This is a genomic window from Salinibacillus aidingensis, from assembly GCF_055393355.1.
On record NZ_AP043759.1, the window covers coordinates 343,409 to 360,497 of the forward strand.

Annotated in this window: 13 protein-coding genes; 10 read left to right on the forward strand and 3 right to left on the reverse strand. The window is 42.2% G+C overall.

All coding sequences use genetic code 11. The features are described from left to right. Nucleotides 1–38 precede the first annotated feature (38 nt). Nucleotides 39–1,334 carry an adenylosuccinate lyase gene (purB, locus tag ACZ5OK_RS01950; protein ID WP_343841727.1) on the forward strand — a complete coding sequence of 432 codons (1,296 nt, stop codon included), beginning with the start codon at nucleotides 39–41 and terminating at the stop codon, nucleotides 1,332–1,334. Nucleotides 1,335–1,379: 45 nt separating this feature from the next. Here purB and ACZ5OK_RS01955 read toward each other — a convergent pair whose 3' ends face one another. After that, nucleotides 1,380–1,688: a YgaP family membrane protein gene (locus ACZ5OK_RS01955; protein WP_343841729.1), complete on the reverse strand. Its 309-nt coding sequence runs from the start codon at nucleotides 1,686–1,688 to the stop codon at nucleotides 1,380–1,382. A gap of 118 nt (nucleotides 1,689–1,806) precedes the next feature. On the opposite strand from ACZ5OK_RS01955, the gene ACZ5OK_RS01960 reads away from it, so the two are divergent. Genes ACZ5OK_RS01960 through ACZ5OK_RS01970 form a run of 3 tightly spaced genes read left to right on the forward strand, consistent with a single transcriptional unit; the run spans nucleotide 1,807 to nucleotide 5,000 of the window. Further along, the gene (locus ACZ5OK_RS01960) at nucleotides 1,807–3,543 is read left to right on the forward strand and encodes an adenine deaminase C-terminal domain-containing protein (protein ID WP_343841730.1); all 1,737 of its coding nucleotides are present in this window, start codon (nucleotides 1,807–1,809) and stop codon (nucleotides 3,541–3,543) included. A 45-nt stretch (nucleotides 3,544–3,588) separates the two neighbouring features. Then, complete coding sequence (locus ACZ5OK_RS01965; RefSeq protein WP_343841732.1) at nucleotides 3,589–4,665, forward strand: DUF3048 domain-containing protein; 1,077 nt, start codon at nucleotides 3,589–3,591, stop codon at nucleotides 4,663–4,665. Between the two features lie 29 nt (nucleotides 4,666–4,694). Next, nucleotides 4,695–5,000, forward strand: a complete 306-nt coding sequence (locus tag ACZ5OK_RS01970; RefSeq protein WP_343841735.1) for a YerC/YecD family TrpR-related protein — start codon at nucleotides 4,695–4,697, stop codon at nucleotides 4,998–5,000. Nucleotides 5,001–5,487: 487 nt separating this feature from the next. Here the strand turns inward: ACZ5OK_RS01970 and ACZ5OK_RS01975 are convergent, their stop codons facing one another. Together ACZ5OK_RS01975 and ACZ5OK_RS01980 are read right to left on the reverse strand one after the other, a co-directional pair. After that, complete coding sequence (locus tag ACZ5OK_RS01975) at nucleotides 5,488–6,873, reverse strand: glycine--tRNA ligase (RefSeq protein ID WP_343841737.1); 1,386 nt, start codon at nucleotides 6,871–6,873, stop codon at nucleotides 5,488–5,490. 68 nt (nucleotides 6,874–6,941) lie between these two features. Next, nucleotides 6,942–7,160, reverse strand: coding sequence for a hypothetical protein (locus ACZ5OK_RS01980; RefSeq protein ID WP_343841739.1), 219 nt, complete (start codon nucleotides 7,158–7,160; stop codon nucleotides 6,942–6,944). A gap of 292 nt (nucleotides 7,161–7,452) precedes the next feature. Between ACZ5OK_RS01980 and pcrB the strand changes: the two genes are divergently transcribed. The 6 genes from pcrB to ACZ5OK_RS02010 all read left to right on the forward strand — a co-directional run bounded on the left by pcrB (nucleotide 7,453) and on the right by ACZ5OK_RS02010 (nucleotide 17,089). Then, nucleotides 7,453–8,151 carry a heptaprenylglyceryl phosphate synthase gene (pcrB, locus tag ACZ5OK_RS01985; protein ID WP_343841741.1) on the forward strand — a complete coding sequence of 233 codons (699 nt, stop codon included), beginning with the start codon at nucleotides 7,453–7,455 and terminating at the stop codon, nucleotides 8,149–8,151. 41 nt (nucleotides 8,152–8,192) lie between these two features. Next, a complete protein-coding gene (gene pcrA / locus ACZ5OK_RS01990; protein WP_343842201.1) occupies nucleotides 8,193–10,397 on the forward strand; it encodes a DNA helicase PcrA in 2,205 nt (734 codons plus the stop codon). Nucleotides 10,398–10,413: 16 nt separating this feature from the next. After that, nucleotides 10,414–12,420 (forward strand): NAD-dependent DNA ligase LigA, encoded by a 2,007-nt coding sequence (ligA, locus tag ACZ5OK_RS01995; RefSeq protein ID WP_343841743.1) that lies wholly within the window; start codon nucleotides 10,414–10,416, stop codon nucleotides 12,418–12,420. A gap of 13 nt (nucleotides 12,421–12,433) precedes the next feature. After that, complete coding sequence (locus tag ACZ5OK_RS02000) at nucleotides 12,434–13,582, forward strand: CamS family sex pheromone protein (RefSeq protein WP_343841746.1); 1,149 nt, start codon at nucleotides 12,434–12,436, stop codon at nucleotides 13,580–13,582. A 237-nt stretch (nucleotides 13,583–13,819) separates the two neighbouring features. Continuing rightward, the gene (pruA, locus tag ACZ5OK_RS02005; RefSeq protein ID WP_343841748.1) at nucleotides 13,820–15,370 is read left to right on the forward strand and encodes an L-glutamate gamma-semialdehyde dehydrogenase; all 1,551 of its coding nucleotides are present in this window, start codon (nucleotides 13,820–13,822) and stop codon (nucleotides 15,368–15,370) included. 264 nt (nucleotides 15,371–15,634) lie between these two features. Then, on the forward strand, nucleotides 15,635–17,089 hold the full coding sequence (locus ACZ5OK_RS02010) for an aldehyde dehydrogenase family protein (protein WP_343841750.1): 1,455 nt from the start codon (nucleotides 15,635–15,637) through the stop codon (nucleotides 17,087–17,089).

The following is a 17,089-nucleotide window of genomic DNA, read 5'->3' on the forward strand; positions in this document are numbered from 1 at the left end:
TACATAATGAAAGTTAGAGAGCAGAGAGGGGAATAGCTATGATCGAACGCTATACACGAGAAGAAATGGGAGCCATCTGGACAGAAAAAAACAAGTGGAATGCCTGGCTTGAGGTAGAGCTTTTGGCCTGTGAAGCCTGGAGTGAGCTTGGTGTCATTCCTGCTGAAGATGTAAAAGCTCTTAGAAAAAATGCTTCCTTTGATGTAGAAAGAGTAAAGGAAATTGAACAGGAAACAAGACATGATGTGGTCGCTTTCACCCGAGCGGTTTCGGAAACTTTAGGGGAAGAACGGAAATGGGTGCATTATGGCCTTACTTCCACCGATGTGGTTGATACAGCACAATCGTATTTATTGCTGCAGGCGAATGAAGTCATCGAAAAAGACCTGAATAATTTTATTGATATCCTGGCAAATAAGGCACAGGAGCATAAATACACCGTTATGATGGGACGCACGCATGGGGTTCATGCGGAGCCGACGACTTTTGGTCTGAAAATGGCTCTTTGGTATGAAGAAATGAAGCGTAACTTGACTCGATTTGAGTCTGCAAGAGAACAGATTGAAATGGGCAAACTGTCCGGAGCTGTGGGTACATACGCGAATATTGATCCTTTTGTCGAACGGTATGTATGTGAAAAATTGGGGCTGACCCCTGCACCTGTTTCCACACAGACCCTGCAAAGAGATCGACACGCTCATTATTTATCTGTTTTAGCCCAGATCGCCACATCCATTGAAAAGTTTGCCATTGAAATACGGGGGCTGCAGAAAACGGAAACCCGTGAAGTTGAGGAATTTTTCGCCAAAGGACAAAAGGGTTCATCTGCTATGCCGCACAAACGTAATCCAATCGGTTCGGAAAATATGTCCGGCCTTTCCAGGGTGGTTCGCGGTCACATGCTGACGGCTTACGAAAATGTTCCGCTGTGGCATGAACGGGATATTTCCCATTCTTCAGCTGAACGGATCATTCTGCCTGACAGTACCATTGCTATTAATTACATGCTGAATCGGTTTGGCAGAATCGTAAAAAATTTAACCATCTTTCCGGAAAATATGAGAAAAAATATGGACAAGACATATGGACTGATCTTTTCTCAGCGTGTTCTGCTATCTCTTATTGATAACGGGATGGTTCGTGAACAAGCTTACGATCTTGTACAGCCTAAAGCTATGGAGGCATGGGAAAAAGGCGTTCCTTTCCGTTCACTTCTGGAAAAGGACAAGGAGATTACAGATGTTTTATCGAAAGAAGACTTAGATGAGTGTTTTGATTATGAGTATCATTTAAAAAATGTGGATGGAATTTTTGAAAGAATTGGGCTTCTCTAAAAGGTGTATAAAAGCTTGAGGTTTGTCCCTCAAGCTTTTTCAACTTTAAATATCATATTGACTGGTCTGATTTTGCTGGGGGATTGGCTGGTTTTGCTGCTGGGTCATTTGTGTGGGCTGCTGCTGCATGCCCTGCATAAGATTCTGTCCCATTTGGGTGTTGTCAATCATATCGGTGACAGGGCAATAACGCACGATGCCTTCTGCTACTTTCATTGCGCCCATAAGAATTAATAAACCATCTGTTCCATTTTGAGCCTTTTTGACTAAACGTGCGGTTCCATAGCTTACCGCTGTAAGTCCACATGTAATTCGAATCAATGCATTAATGGTACCTACGTTTTTCTGAACCAAATTTATCCTTCCCTTCACAGCGTTAATGTATTAAAATTTTACATAATAAAAGTTTTTCAGTGATACACATGGAATAGAAAAGCAATCCACTGTTTTGTCAATAAAAGGGGGACCAATTATGACTTTTAATAGCCGCTGGCGGAATCGGCAGCTTCGTGAACATGTAGCTGTCATTGATGATCGCTTAATCCCGACACTCGTTTTAAAAAATGCTACTTACTTGAATGTTTTTTTAAAAAAATGGATGCAGGCTCATATCTGGATTTATGAAGATCGAATTGTTTACGTGGGGGACCGATTGCCTAAACACGAAAATGTACAGATGATTGATTGTGAAAATCAATTTCTGGTTCCAGGATATATCGAGCCGCATGCTCATCCGTTTCAATTATATAATCCCCATACTTTATCACTATATGCATCCCAGCTAGGTACATCTGTTTTCATTAATGATAATCTCTTGTACCTTTATTTATTGGATAACAAGAAAGCGTTTTCTATCCTAGGAGAGCTGGATGACCTGCCAACCTCTCTTTACTGGTGGGCCCGCTTTGATTCTCAGTCCTTTCTGCAGGATGATGAACAATTTATCCGTAAAGCCAATGTTTTATCCTGGTTAAAGCATGATGCGGTCATTCAGGGCGGTGAATTAACCTCATGGACGAGTGTGTTAAAAGACGATGATCGAATGCTGCACTGGATGCAGGAGACGAAACGGTTGCGGAAGCCTGTGGAAGGGCATTTTCCGGGTGCATCACTGGAAACTCTGACAAAAATGAAGCTTCTTGGTGCTGACAGTGATCATGAGTCGATATCAGGGGAGGAAGTGTATCGCCGTCTTTTATTGGGATATCGGGTCGCCCTCCGCCAATCCTCGATTCGTCCTGATTTGCGGAAAATACTAAGAGAACTTAAGGATTATGACATCACTTCCTACGATCAAATTATGCTGACAACTGATGGATCTCCTCCTTCTTATTATGAGGACGGTATTATTAATTCGTGTATTAAAATTGCGATAGAGGAAGGAATACCAGTGGAAGATGCTTATGCCATGGGATCCTACAATGCGGCAAAGCATTTTGGAATTGATCATTTGGTCGGCAGTATTGGTCCGGGACGAATTGCGCATATCAATTTTCTGGAAGATAAAGAGAACCCTACCCCAGTCTCTGTATTGGCCAAAGGAAAATGGATTAAATATGATGGGAATGTCCAATATGAACAGCCATCTTTTGACTGGAAAAAATACGGCATTGAACCGCTGAAACTTGATTGGGAGCTGCGTGACAGTGATTTCAGATTTTTCGTTCCTGTTGGACTTGAAATGGCCAATGACGTCATTATGAATCCTTTTACCATTAATGATAAACTTCAGGGAGATGAGATAGCAGAAGATAACGAGGAGGCCTTTCTCATTTTAATGGACCGGCAGGGAGAATGGCGGATTGCCACCCTTTTACGAGGATTCACAAAATCTTTAGGAGGTCTGGTGAGCTCTTACTCAAGCGCAGGAGATATTACGCTGATTGGAAAAAGAAAATCGGATATTCATTTAGCCTTCAATCGGTTAAAAGAGATTGGGGGCGGTATTGTGTTAGCGGATAAGGGGGAAATTATTTGTGAGCTTCCGTTAAAAATGGAAGGCAGACTTTCCGATGTCAGAATGGAGGAGCTTATAAAAAGCGAAAAAGAACTTTCCAATACCATTAAGGAACATGGCTATTCCTTTAACGATCCCATTTATACACTGTTATTTTTATCGGCTGCTCATTTACCTTATATTCGAATTACACAAAGAGGAATTATAGATGTTAAAAAGAAGGAGGTACTCTTTCCTTCAATAATGCGTTAAAATATAAAAGGAGTAAAGTTTAGCAGAACTAAAGGTGGGGATAGATTGAAAAAAGGATTACAGAAATGCTCCATTCTCCTTTTCATGATTATCGCGTTATTCCTGACAGCGTGCAGCAATGAAGGAGCGGATAATCAGGAAAGTGAAGAAGAAGCAAAAGAAGAACAGCCAGTTGTCGAACCAGAACCCTCTGAGGAACCACCAGAACCCGAATATCAGAATACATATCCATTAACAGGCGTTGGAACAAATGAGCCTGTTAACAATCGGATAGTAGGCGTGATGGTTAATAATCATACAAAGGCCCGGCCTCAGTCAGGACTGTCGAAAGCAGATATCGTTTATGAACTGTTGGCTGAAGGTCCGATTACACGATTTCTTGCCTTCTTTCACAGTGAGAAACCCGAAGTTGCGGGTCCTGTAAGAAGTGCAAGAGAATATTATGCCGACCTTGCTCAAGGGATGGGTGCGATTTATATTTATCATGGAGCGGCTCACCATATTGAAGATATCATCATGAATAAAGATTTAGATTTAATCCGTGGAGCTATCCATGATGATGACCGGTATTTATTTAAACGGGAAAGCTTTCGTGCAGCACCTCATGATTCATACTTAATTTATCCCAATGTGTATGAAGCAGCAGAGCAAAAAGGAATCGACATCAACCAGGATTATGAGCCTTATCCTTTTCTTTCCAAGGATGAAGTGAGCCAAATTTCCGGAGAAGAAGCATCCCGGGTCCATATTGTATATCATGAAGGGCTAGAGGAAGTCACGTATGAATATGATGAGGTCAATGAACAGTACGTCCGTTACAGTGACGGAGAGAAAACCGTCGAATTGGAAACAGAGGAACCTGTCGTTTTAGATAATATATTTGTTGTTGAAACCGGACATCGGGTGATTGACTCTGCCCACCGCCGTGCCATTGATTTAGAATCAGGGGGCAGGGGTTACCTTGTCCAGAAAGGTAAAGTTCAGGAGGTCGAATGGAAAAACGTAGACGGAAGAATTTTACCATTTAAAAATGGGGAAAAGGTAAAGTTTGTTCCAGGTAAGACATGGGTGAATGTAGTTCCAGAGACACCAGGAATCGACCAGTCCGTTCAGTTTAACTAGAGTACGTAAAAGAGGAGGGTACCTTACACATGCAAATTGATAAACTTCGTGGAAAGGAATTGGATCAGTTATTTAAAGCCATCCTGTCCCTGGAAACGATTGAAGAATGCTATGAATTATTTGATGATTTGGCAACGATGAATGAGGTTCAATCCCTGGCTCAGCGATTGGAAGTAGCCCGTATGCTAAGAGAGGGAGACACCTATCATGCCATAGAGGATCAGACCGGTGCATCAACAGCCACTATTTCCCGAGTGAAAAGATGCCTGAACTATGGCAATGATGCTTATCAATTGGTTCTTGACCGTATATATGAAAAAGAAAAAAGTAAATAAAAAGAAGCGCATGGCCAGAATCCATGCGCTTCTTTTTGTTGTCTAGGAAATTATAAAATTTCAGATTTGTGGATAAAAAATCATGAGAGGCCACGTCCGGCTCCAGCACCCAGCGACTAGCGTGACTTCCTTCACCTCCGTCCGATAAGTCAACATCGACTCACAAGGTTCGTCGTGTTTCCTTTTCCGCGTGTTAACTGGCTGTAAGCCCCTGAAAGAAATAAGTGGGGCAACAGCCAGTAAACACCCGATTTGTTCAACTAACAATCAGTGGGGGATGAATCCCCCACTGAATGAAGTTTCACTTTATCTCCTCCGGCTCAGTCCAGTCCGTACGTCGCTAATGGAAAATCGGAGGCGACCGTTTAGGCCCGACGGCATAAGCAGAATATCCGGAGTGGCCGTATTTTGGCCATGTAGGGTATTCTGCTTATGACCGCTTGGGCTTTGGGAGCCGCAGTTGGACAAGCGGGCGCTTCCGCCTTTGTTAATAACCCATCTTACTGCTTAGGAAATCTCTTAATTCACTGATTGGCATACGGCTCTGTTCCATGGTGTCGCGGTCTCGTACCGTTACCTGCTGATCATCACGGGAATCAAAATCAAATGTGATGCAGTAAGGCGTTCCGATTTCGTCATGACGGCGGTAACGTTTCCCGATTGAACCGGATTCATCATAATCAACCATGAAATCTTTCGCCAGTTCCTGATAGACTTCCTGTGTTTCATCTGAAAGCTTTTTGGATAGCGGGAACACAGCTGCTTTAAATGGTGCTACGGCCGGGTGGAAGTGCATAACTGTCCGCTTGGATCCATCTTCCAGCTCCTCCTCATCATAGGCATCAGAAAGGAAGGATAGAACAAGGCGGTCCAGTCCCAATGCCGGTTCGATGACATAAGGAATATAACGTTCATTATTATTCTCCTGATCAATATATTGGAAATCCTCTCCCGAATGTTCCGCATGCTGGTTCAAATCATAATCTGTACGGGAAGCAACGCCCCACAGTTCACCCCATCCAAATGGGAATTTATATTCCAAGTCGGTTGTTGCATTACTGTAATGGGAAAGCTCATCCTCTGTGTGGTCACGACGGCGGACGTTTTCCTCATTCAATCCTAATGACAGCAGCCAGTTATGACAGAAATCGAGCCAATACTGGTACCATTCTTTCTCCGTACCTGGCTTACAGAAGAATTCCATTTCCATTTGTTCGAATTCACGGGTTCTGAAAATAAAGTTCCCCGGTGTAATTTCATTTCTAAAGCTTTTTCCGATCTGTCCAATACCAAATGGGAGCTTTTTGCGCATGGAACGCTGAACATTTTTGAAGTTCACAAAAATTCCCTGTGCTGTTTCAGGGCGTAAGTAAATTTCATCGGTTGAGCCTTCTGTAACCCCCTGATAAGTCTTGAACATTAAATTAAATTGACGGATATCCGTAAAGTTCTTTGCTCCGCATTCCGTACAAACAATATCATTTTCTTCAATCATTTTCTGCATTTCTTCAAATGGAAGTCCATCAACCACAACTTCCTCGCCTTTGCTTTCAAAATAGTTTTCAATGAGCTTATCTGCACGATGGCGGGCTTTGCACTCTTTACAATCCATCATAGGGTCATTAAAGTTCCCGAGGTGTCCGGATGCTTCCCAGGTTTTAGGGTTCATAAGAATGGATGCATCCAGGCCGACATTATAAGGAGACTCCTGAACAAATTTCTTCCACCAGGCATCCTTCAAATTTTTCTTCAGTTCAACGCCTAAAGGACCATAATCCCATGTGTTAGCAAGTCCTCCGTAGATCTCTGAGCCCTGAAATACAAATCCCCGGTGTTTTACGTGATTCACGACTTCTTCCATATTTTTCGCCATACTAATATCCTCCTTGTAGAAAATGTTGTTGACTTATGCGAACGTTTGTTCTATAATGTTTGTATACATTAAAAAACTCTCGTCTCCGGGCTAAATGCCCAGGGACGAGAGTAGTTCTCCCGCGGTTCCACCCTGATTGATGCAGAGGCTCTGCATCCACTTCCATCAAGACGTACTCCGAATTGCCGTTTCTCTAAATCATTCTCCAGGCTCGCACCATCCCTGAATCGCTTGTAGGAAGAGGATTTAGATACTATAAATTCATCATAGTACTTTAATCTATTCACTTGCACTGTCTTCTGATTATCTAATCATAGCATATCCTTCTTTTTGTCACAAGTTCCCTATTTTCCGGACGTTTTAATATTTTTATCACGCAATAACTTGCCGTAATACCCTCTTGAAGTCTTGAGGGAAGGGAGGATAAACGGCCAGTAAATTCCTGATAAGTTCAACTAACCATCAGTGGGGGATGGAGAATCTCCCCTTGATGGAAGTTTCACTTTATTAGATATAAACCTGAATTAATTTTTGCTATAATTATGGGGATGTAATTTATATAATAGAGGACGGTCTGAAATGTATGATATTCAAAAGTGGAATCATGTGTTTAAACTGGATCCAAACAAAGAAATATCTGATGCTGATTTAGAAAAAGTCTGTGAGTCCGGGACAGATGCGATTATCATTGGTGGAACGGATGGAGTAACGCTGGATAATGTTTTACAGCTCCTTTCACGTGTCAGACGTTATACTGTACCGTGCGTATTGGAGATTTCCAATACAGAATCGGTTACCCCTGGATTTGATTATTACTTTATCCCATCTGTATTAAATAGCCGGAATAAAAATTGGTTTATGGATTTACATCATCAGGCAGTGAAAGAATATGGAGAGATCATGAACTGGGATGAAATTTTTATGGAAGGCTATTGTATGTTAAATCCGGACTCAAAAGCTTTTCAATATACAGATTCCATACCTTTAGAGGATGAGGACGTCATGGCTTATGCCCAAATGACGGAGAAAATGTTCCGGTTTCCCTTCTTTTATTTAGAATACAGTGGTACATATGGAAACCCGGAGCTGGTGAAACGTGTGAAACAAAAGCTGGATCAGACTTTGTTAATTTATGGCGGAGGGATTCATCACGCAGAGCAGGCAGAGGAAATAGCTCCATTTGCTGATATCGTAGTCGTGGGGAATGCCCTTTATGATGACTTGAACAATGCACTTAAAACTGTAAAAGCTGTAAAAAATATAAAAACAATTAGATAGGTGGGGATACCGTGAGTATAGCAGATCAAATCGTACAAGGAATGAACAGTGAGCAGGCCAAGGCCGTTCAGCATACGGAAGGTCCCCTATTAATTATGGCGGGTGCAGGAAGTGGGAAAACCCGTGTATTAACCCATCGAATTGCCTACCTCCTTCATGAAAAAGGTGTGCCTCCGTACAACATTATTGCTATTACGTTTACGAATAAAGCGGCTCGTGAGATGAAAGAAAGGGTTCGCCGGCTTACAGGTGCAGATTCAGATGCCATATGGGTATCCACGTTCCACTCCTTATGTGTACGAATTTTACGCCGGGATATCGACCGGATTGGCTATAACCGGAATTTTTCGATTCTCGATGCAGCCGATCAATTGTCCGTAATCAAACAGGTTATTAAAGATCTGGATCTTGATCCGAAGAAGTGGGATCCCCGTTCCATGCTGAATGGAATTAGTTCGGCGAAAAACCAATTGATGAAACCTGAGCGATTTAAAAAAGAAGCGAATAATTTTTATGAAGAGACCAATGCCCGCATTTATGAGGAATATCAGAAAACATTAGGGAAAAACGATGCGCTGGATTTTGATGATCTTATCATGAAGACCATTCAATTATTTGAACAGGTTCCGGAAACCTTGCAATATTATCAGCGCCGTTTTCAATACATTCATGTGGACGAGTATCAGGATACCAACCATGCTCAATATCAGCTGGTCAAAATGCTGGCTGAACGCCATCAGAACTTATGTGTAGTAGGGGATTCGGATCAGTCGATTTATCGCTGGCGTGGAGCTGACATTGAGAATATTCTATCCTTTGAAAACGACTATCCAAATGCCAGAACAATTATGCTGGAGCAAAACTATCGTTCAACGAAAAAAATCCTGGCGGCAGCGAACCATGTCATTGAGAATAATGTTTCACGGAAGCCAAAAGAGTTATGGACGGAAAACACAGAGGGGGAGTCCATTCAGTTTCATCAGGCTTCAAGTGAGCGGGATGAAGCTCTTTATGTTGTAGAACAAATGGAAGCCTTAATGAATGAGGAAAACCTGGAATACCAGGATATGGCTGTTTTATATCGGACCAATGCCCAATCCCGTGCGATTGAGGATGCTTTTATGAAGTCGAATATTCCTTATCAGATTGTGGGAGGGACAAAATTCTACGATCGTAAGGAAATTAAAGATTTGCTCGCCTATTTACGTCTGATTGCCAACCCTAATGATGATATTAGTTTTCAGCGGGTCGTCAATGTACCGAAGCGGGGAATCGGAAATACATCTGTAGATAAAATGCTGGCCTATGCTCAGTCACAGGACCTTTCCCTTTATCAGGCTGCAGAAGAAGCAGACTTTATCGGCTTAAGCAAAAGGGCAACAAACGCTCTGATTAATTTCCAGCAGCAGATTAAAAACTGGGTTCAGATGCAGGAGTTTCTGTCCGTAACGGAAATTGTAGAAGAGGTACTTGAAAAAACAGGCTATGAAGAAATGCTGAAAAATGATAAAACCCTGGAAGCACAAAGCAGACTGGAAAACATTAATGAATTTAAAACGGTTACCAATCAGTTTGAAGCTGTCAATGAGGACAAGTCATTAATCGCGTTTTTAACCGATTTGGCCCTGGTATCTGATATTGATAAAGTGGATGATGAGGACGATGATAATAAAGTTGTGCTTATGACGCTGCATTCAGCTAAAGGATTAGAGTTTCCGGTGGTATTTTTAATCGGAATGGAAGAAAGTGTGTTTCCGCACAGTCGTTCACTTATGGATGAAGAAGAAATGGAAGAGGAAAGAAGATTAGCGTATGTAGGGATTACGAGGGCAGAAAAGAAATTGTTTTTAACCCAGGCAAAAATGCGAACCCTGTATGGGCGGACCAATATGAATCCAATCAGCCGTTTTATTAATGAAATACCAGAGGAATATATAGATAAAGGTGTAGAGGACAGCCAATTTTCATCAGGCTTTCAGATGCAGCGTACATCCATTCAGGACTCTTTTCAGCAGCGGTCACCGGAAAGACCTAAGCGTAAACCTCAGAAAATCAGAAAGCCATCTACCGGCGGGGAATCCGTCGATTGGTCTTCAGGTGATAAGGTGGAACATAAGAAATGGGGAACAGGAACCGTTGTGAAGGTACAGGGCAGTGGTGATGATATGGAATTGGATGTTGCCTTTCCTGCCCCCGTTGGAATTAAACGTTTATTAGCTAGATTTGCCCCAATTTCAAAAGGGTAAATGGAGGTGCGTGACCTTGGAAAAAGAAACCGCAAAGCAAAGAGTGGAAGCTTTAAAAAAAGAACTGAACCAATACAATTATGAGTATCATGTATTAGACAGCCCTTCTGTGCCTGACTATGAATATGATGTTAAAATGAAAGAACTAAAAGACCTGGAAGAAGAATATCCGGAATTCGTCACACCGGATTCTCCTTCCCAGCGAGTGGGCGGTGAACCTTTAGATGCCTTTCAAAAAGTTCAGCATAATATTCCCATGCTCAGCTTAGGTAATGCCTTTAATGAGCAGGATTTGCGGGACTTTGATCGCAGGGTAAGAGAAGGGGCAGATGCGAAGGAAATCAGCTATGTCTGTGAATTAAAAATTGACGGATTGGCTATCTCCCTGCGTTATATAGATGGTATTTTTGAAAGAGGTGCTACACGTGGGGATGGCCGCACAGGCGAGGATATTACCCGGAATCTGAAAACCGTCCGCAGTATTCCATTAAAAATCAGTGAAGAACAAACGATTGAGGTTCGTGGAGAAGCCTTTATGCCTGTTAAGTCCTTCAGAGCCCTTAATGAAGCAAAAGAAGCGGAAGGCAAGGACGTGTTTGCCAATCCTCGAAATGCCGCTGCAGGTTCTTTAAGACAATTAGATCCTAAAATTGCAGCCCAGCGGAACCTGGATATCTTTGTTTATAGTGTGGGGGAATGGGAAGCAGGCGCAATTGCCTCCCATAGTGAGCGGTTAGCCTATTTGAAGCAATTAGGGTTTAAAGTGAATCCGGAAACAAAAACCTGTGAAAACATTGATGAAGTCATTGAATATATTCAATACTGGACGGAGCACCGTCCTGAATTAAGCTATGAAATCGATGGAATTGTGATTAAGGTAGACCAGATTGCTGTTCAGGAGAAGCTTGGTTTTACGGCAAAAAGTCCCCGCTGGGCGATTGCCTATAAGTTTCCAGCTGAAGAAGCAACCACAACTTTAAGAGAGATTGAATTAAGTGTAGGAAGAACGGGAGCTGTCACACCTACAGCCATTCTTGATCCGGTTCAATTAGCCGGAACCACGGTACAACGGGCCTCTTTACATAATGAGGATTTAATCCGTGAAAAGGATATCCGCATTGGTGATACGGTTGTCATTAAAAAAGCAGGCGACATTATTCCGGAGGTTGTCCGTGTGGATGTGGAGCGACGTTCAGGTAGTGAAGAGCCCTTTCATATGACAACCCATTGTCCGGAATGCGGCAGTGAGCTTGTCAGACTGGAAGAGGAGGTTGCCTTACGGTGTATTAACCCTAATTGTCCAGCCCACTTAAGAGAAGGCCTGATCCATTTTGTTTCACGAAATGCAATGAACATTGACGGCCTTGGTGAAAAAGTCATTAAGCAACTCTTTGAACATGACCTCGTTCAAACCATTGCTGATTTGTATAAGCTTGAAAAAGAAGAATTGTTAAAATTAGAACGAATGGGTGAAAAGTCCGTAAGCAATTTACTGGATGCCATTGAAACGTCCAGGGAAAATTCACTGGAACGATTACTTTTTGGTTTAGGCATTCGGTATGTGGGAAGCAAGGCAGCTCAAACGTTAGCTGAACAGTTTAAACATATGGATCACTTGCTGGAGGCTGATCTGGAAGACTTAATAGCCATTCAGGACATTGGAGAGAAAGTAGCAGATTCCATTGTACGCTATTTCGAAAAACCTCAGGTGAAAAGTCTTATTCAGGAGCTGAAGGATTTAGGATTAAACATGGAGTATAAGGGCTTAACTGCGGAAGATATTGATACGGAATCACCTTTCTCAGGCAAAACTGTTGTTTTAACAGGTAAACTGGAGCAATACTCCCGTTCAGATGCTAAAAAACAGATTACAGCCTTAGGCGGAAAAGTAACGACCAGTGTAAGTAAAAACACGGATATTCTCGTGGCTGGTGAGGATGCTGGTTCGAAGTATGATAAAGCGCAGGAACTTGGTGTTACGATTTGGAATGAGCAGCAAATGATAGACGCCTTGAGCGAATAGGAGTGGAGAGGTAATGATGAAAAAATATTTTGTAATTCCTGTCTTGTTCGTTCTCCTGATTGCCGGTTGTACGCCGAACTATGATCAAGAGGAAGAGATTGTTCAGGATACAAAGGAAGAGGAATCAGAAACGGCGATTGTACCCAGCTATAACATTTCTGATGAAGAGTACAAAATGCCTGTAGAATATAAACCAGCTGCTGCAAGAGGTGTGATCGTCAATCAGGTATTCAACCGGTTTGATATCACAGAGCTTGAAGAGGGATTACGAAGACATTCAAAGGACGTGTTTAACCCGGATGATTATCTGTTTCAGGAAGGTCAGTATCTAACAGAAGATACGGTATACAGCTGGCTGGAACGGAACAGTGAAGAACATGAGAAAGGCCTTAACCCAAGTATCAATATTAAGGATGAAGATAACCCCGATCCCCAGGCGTTTCGTAATGCCCCACGTTATCTGTCTCACATTTTAGAGCAAAATTACCTTCAAAAGACGAAGGGAAATCAAGTGGGGGTAAAAGGAGTCTCGATTGGTCTGGCCTTAAAATCCGTCTATCAATTTGAAACAGAACCCGGCAGGACCTATTACGAGGATATTCCTAAAGATGAAATGCTGTCCAAGGGAAAAGATTATGCACAAACCATTTTACAGCGTGTACGGAAAATAGAGGAATTAAAAGATGTTCCAATCATGATTGCCTTATTTAGAGAAGAAGAGCAATCTTCGCTGGTGCCGGGGAATTTTGTAGCAAAAACCTTCGTTGAGGAAGGCAGCTCTTCAATCGGAGAATGGGAGAGCGTTAATGAGGACTATATCCTGTTCCCTTCTGATGAAGCTGACAGCGATTATCAGGCAGAGGCGACGGTCATGAAGGACTTTACGAATGAAGTACGCGAGTTTTTCCCTAATTTTGTAGGCGTTATTGGTAAAGGGTTTTACGTGAACGATGAATTGCAGGAATTAAAAATTAATATCCCGATTGAATTTCATGGAAAGTCAGAAGTGACAGCTTTTAGCCAGTTTGCCTATGGTTTGGTTATGGAAAACTTCAGAAATAATTACGATATTGAAATCAATGTTAAATCTCCGGATAAACAGGAAGCTCTCATCTGGAGAGAAGCTGGTGAAGAAAAGCCGGAAGTGTATATTTATCAGTAGCTAAGTTTGAGGCTGACCATCTTAAAGGTTAGCCTCATATTTTTGTTCTGCTTTATCACGCATTAACTAGCCGTAATACCCCCATTTATGGAAGTTTCACTTTATAAGCCTCCTTAACAAATTTCAGAAAAATGGTAATAGTGGGATTTGAACGCCTTGTCTGAATAGGTTAAAATAGGGATAGGCACCTTACAGAGATAAAAAGGGTGATCCACATAACGAAAGGGAGGAATGAACATGGTAGTACCGTACACTCACACACCTTTTATGGATTTTTCAGATGAGGTGAATCGTAAGCAGCAGGAAGAGGCTATTAAACAAGTAGAAGCAGAATTGGGTAAGGAATATCCGTTAATTATTGGTGGAGAACGCTATTATACAGATGATAAACTGGTTTCCCGAAATCCGGCGAATAAGGAAGAAGTAGTAGGTAAGGTTTCCAAGGCTAATCAGGAGCTGGCTGAAAAAGCGATGCAAACTGCAGATGAAACCTTTAAAACCTGGAGAAAAACGAAGCCGGAGATGCGTGCAGACATTTTGTTCCGGGCGGCAGCCATCATCCGTCGTCGCAGATTGGAATTTAATGCTTGGGTGATTAAGGAAGGAGCAAAGCCCTGGAAAGAGGCGGATGCAGGTATTGCAGAAGGGATTGACTTCTTAGAATACTATGGACGCCAAATGCTTGAATTAAAGGATGGCAAACCAGTGAACAGTCGTCCGATAGAAAATAATCGTTTTCACTATATTCCGCTTGGTGTTGGCGTAGTCATTTCCCCATGGAATTTCCTGTTTGCTATTATGACAGGTACTACAGTTTCTTCAATGGTTACAGGGAATACGGTTCTGTTAAAGCCTGCTAGTTCAACCCCTGTTATTGCCTACAAGTTTATGGAGGTTATGGAAGAGGCAGGTATGCCGGCCGGAGTTATTAACTACATTCCTGGAAGCGGTTCCGAAGTTGGGGATTACCTGGTTGATCATCCTCGTACACGTTTTGTAAGCTTTACTGGCTCCAGAGAGGTTGGAACACGTATTTATGAACGCGCTTCCAAAGTTCAGGAAGGGCAAATTTGGCTGAAGCGTGTGGTCGCAGAAATGGGCGGTAAGGACACGATCGTGGTAGATAACGAGTCAGATCTTGAACTGGCTGCAGAATCTATTGTGAACAGTGCATTCGGTTTCTCCGGTCAGAAATGTTCCGCTTGTTCACGGGTAGTCGCCCATGAACAAGTCTATGATGACCTCGTGACACGTGTGAAAGAATTAACTGAACAAAACTGCACACTGGATGATCCTGTCAAGAACACTACCTACATGGGACCGGTCATTGATCAGGCAGCATATGATAAGATTATGGGCTATATTGATATTGGAAAAGAAGAAGGTGAATTAGTAACTGGCGGAGAGGGGGATGACTCCAAAGGGTACTTTATTAAGCCGACAGTCTTTAAAGATTTATCTCCAACCGCCCGCATTATGCAGGAGGAAATTTTCGGTCCTGTTGTTGCTTTCACAAAAGCTAAAGATTTTGATGAGGCCATTGATATTGCTAACAATACGGAATATGGCTTAACAGGTGCAGTTATTTCCAACAATCGTGATCATATTGAAAAGGCGAGAGAGGATTTCCATGTCGGGAACCTTTACTTTAACCGCGGTTGTACAGCAGCCATTGTTGGTTACCATCCATTTGGCGGATTTAACATGTCCGGTACAGACTCCAAAGCTGGCGGACCTGGGTATCTAACTAACTTTATGCAAGGTAAGTCCACATCCGAAATGCTATAAAAAATAGACGGAGACGTCCTGGACGAAACAGTTCAGGACGTCTTTCTTTTTGCCCAGGATATCATTACTCTTATGTGAACAGAAAGTTGTCCTCTACCCACATCTATACCTTCGTTAGAATAAAAAGAGAATCTGGTGTCATTTCGTAGTATCTTTTTCCTAATTATTAAAAACGCACGAACAATATTTTTACTCACCTCAATATTTAATAGCCTCAACCGATATATAAAATGAAAAGGTTTTTAATTACTGGGAGGGAAAAAGTTGGATATTCAGGCACTAAACAAACAATACATTGCTGGAACATGGCGTGATGGAAAGAGCGCTCGTAAATTGACGGATATAAATCCATATAATGGTGAAGTAATTACAGAGTTTCAAATGGCAACACCTGATGATATAGATGAGGCTTATCAGGCGGCACGTAAAGCGATGGACGAATGGAATCAGATTAATCCTTATAAACAAAGGGACATTCTGGAAAGGGCAGTATCCTACATAGAAGAAAATGAAGAGGATATCACAAGTATCATTATTGATGAACTTGGAGGTACACACTTAAAGGCAGCATTTGAAATTGGCTTGGTAAAAAATATGATCAAGGAAGCAGCAACCTTCCCACTTAAAAAAGAAGGCAAAATTCTTCCATCTGTTGAAGATGGAAAGGAAAACCGTTTGTACCGTATGCCGGCGGGGGTTGTTGGAGTGATCAGTCCATTCAATTTCCCTTTCTTTTTATCTGTTAAATCAATCGCACCTGCTATTGGTGCTGGTAATGGGGTCGTTCTTAAAGCACATGAAGAAACGCCTATAGTCGGAGGAACTTTAATTGCGAAAATTTTTGAAGAGGCGGGTGTTCCTAAGGGACTATTCAACGTTGTAGCTACCGATATTCGTGAAATTGGTGATTCTTTTGTTGAGCATCCTGTTCCAAGAATCATCTCCTTTACAGGATCAACAACGGTAGGTAGACATATTGCAGAAGTAGCAGTAAGGAACTTTAAAAAGCCATTGCTCGAATTAGGCGGGAATAGTGCATTCATCGTTCTGGATGATGCTGATATCGATTATGCCGTTAACGCAGCTGCTTTTAGCCGATTTACTCATCAAGGTCAAATTTGCATGTCGGCGAACCGAATTCTCGTTCATCAGTCCGTCTATGACGAGTTTATAGAGAAATACAAGAATAAAATTGCTTCACTGAAGACCGGTGATCCACGTGATCCTGAAACGGTTATCGGTCCTGTTGTAAACGAAGGGGCTGCTAACAACCTTAACGATTTAATTGAAAAAGGAATTAAGGAGGGAGCCACACCATTACTCAGAGGGAACATCACTGGCAACATGGTCGAACCAACCATTTTGACAGATGTTACTCCGGATATGGCTGTTGCACGGGAAGAAATGTTTGGACCAGTCGTAAGTGTGATGAAATTTGAGTCAGATGAAGAAGCCATTCAATTAGCTAACGATACGAATTTTGGTCTCAGTGGCGCTGTTCATACGTCTGACGGAGAACGTGGGGTTCAACTGGCTAAACGAGTGCATACTGGTATGATTCACGTTAACGATATTTCCATTAACGATGAACCGATTGTTGCGTTTGGTGGAGAGAAGCAGTCCGGTCTGGGTCGCCTGAATGGAGAATGGAGCCTTGAAGAGTTCACAACTTTAAAATGGATATCCATTAACTATGGGCAGCGACAACTTCCATACTAA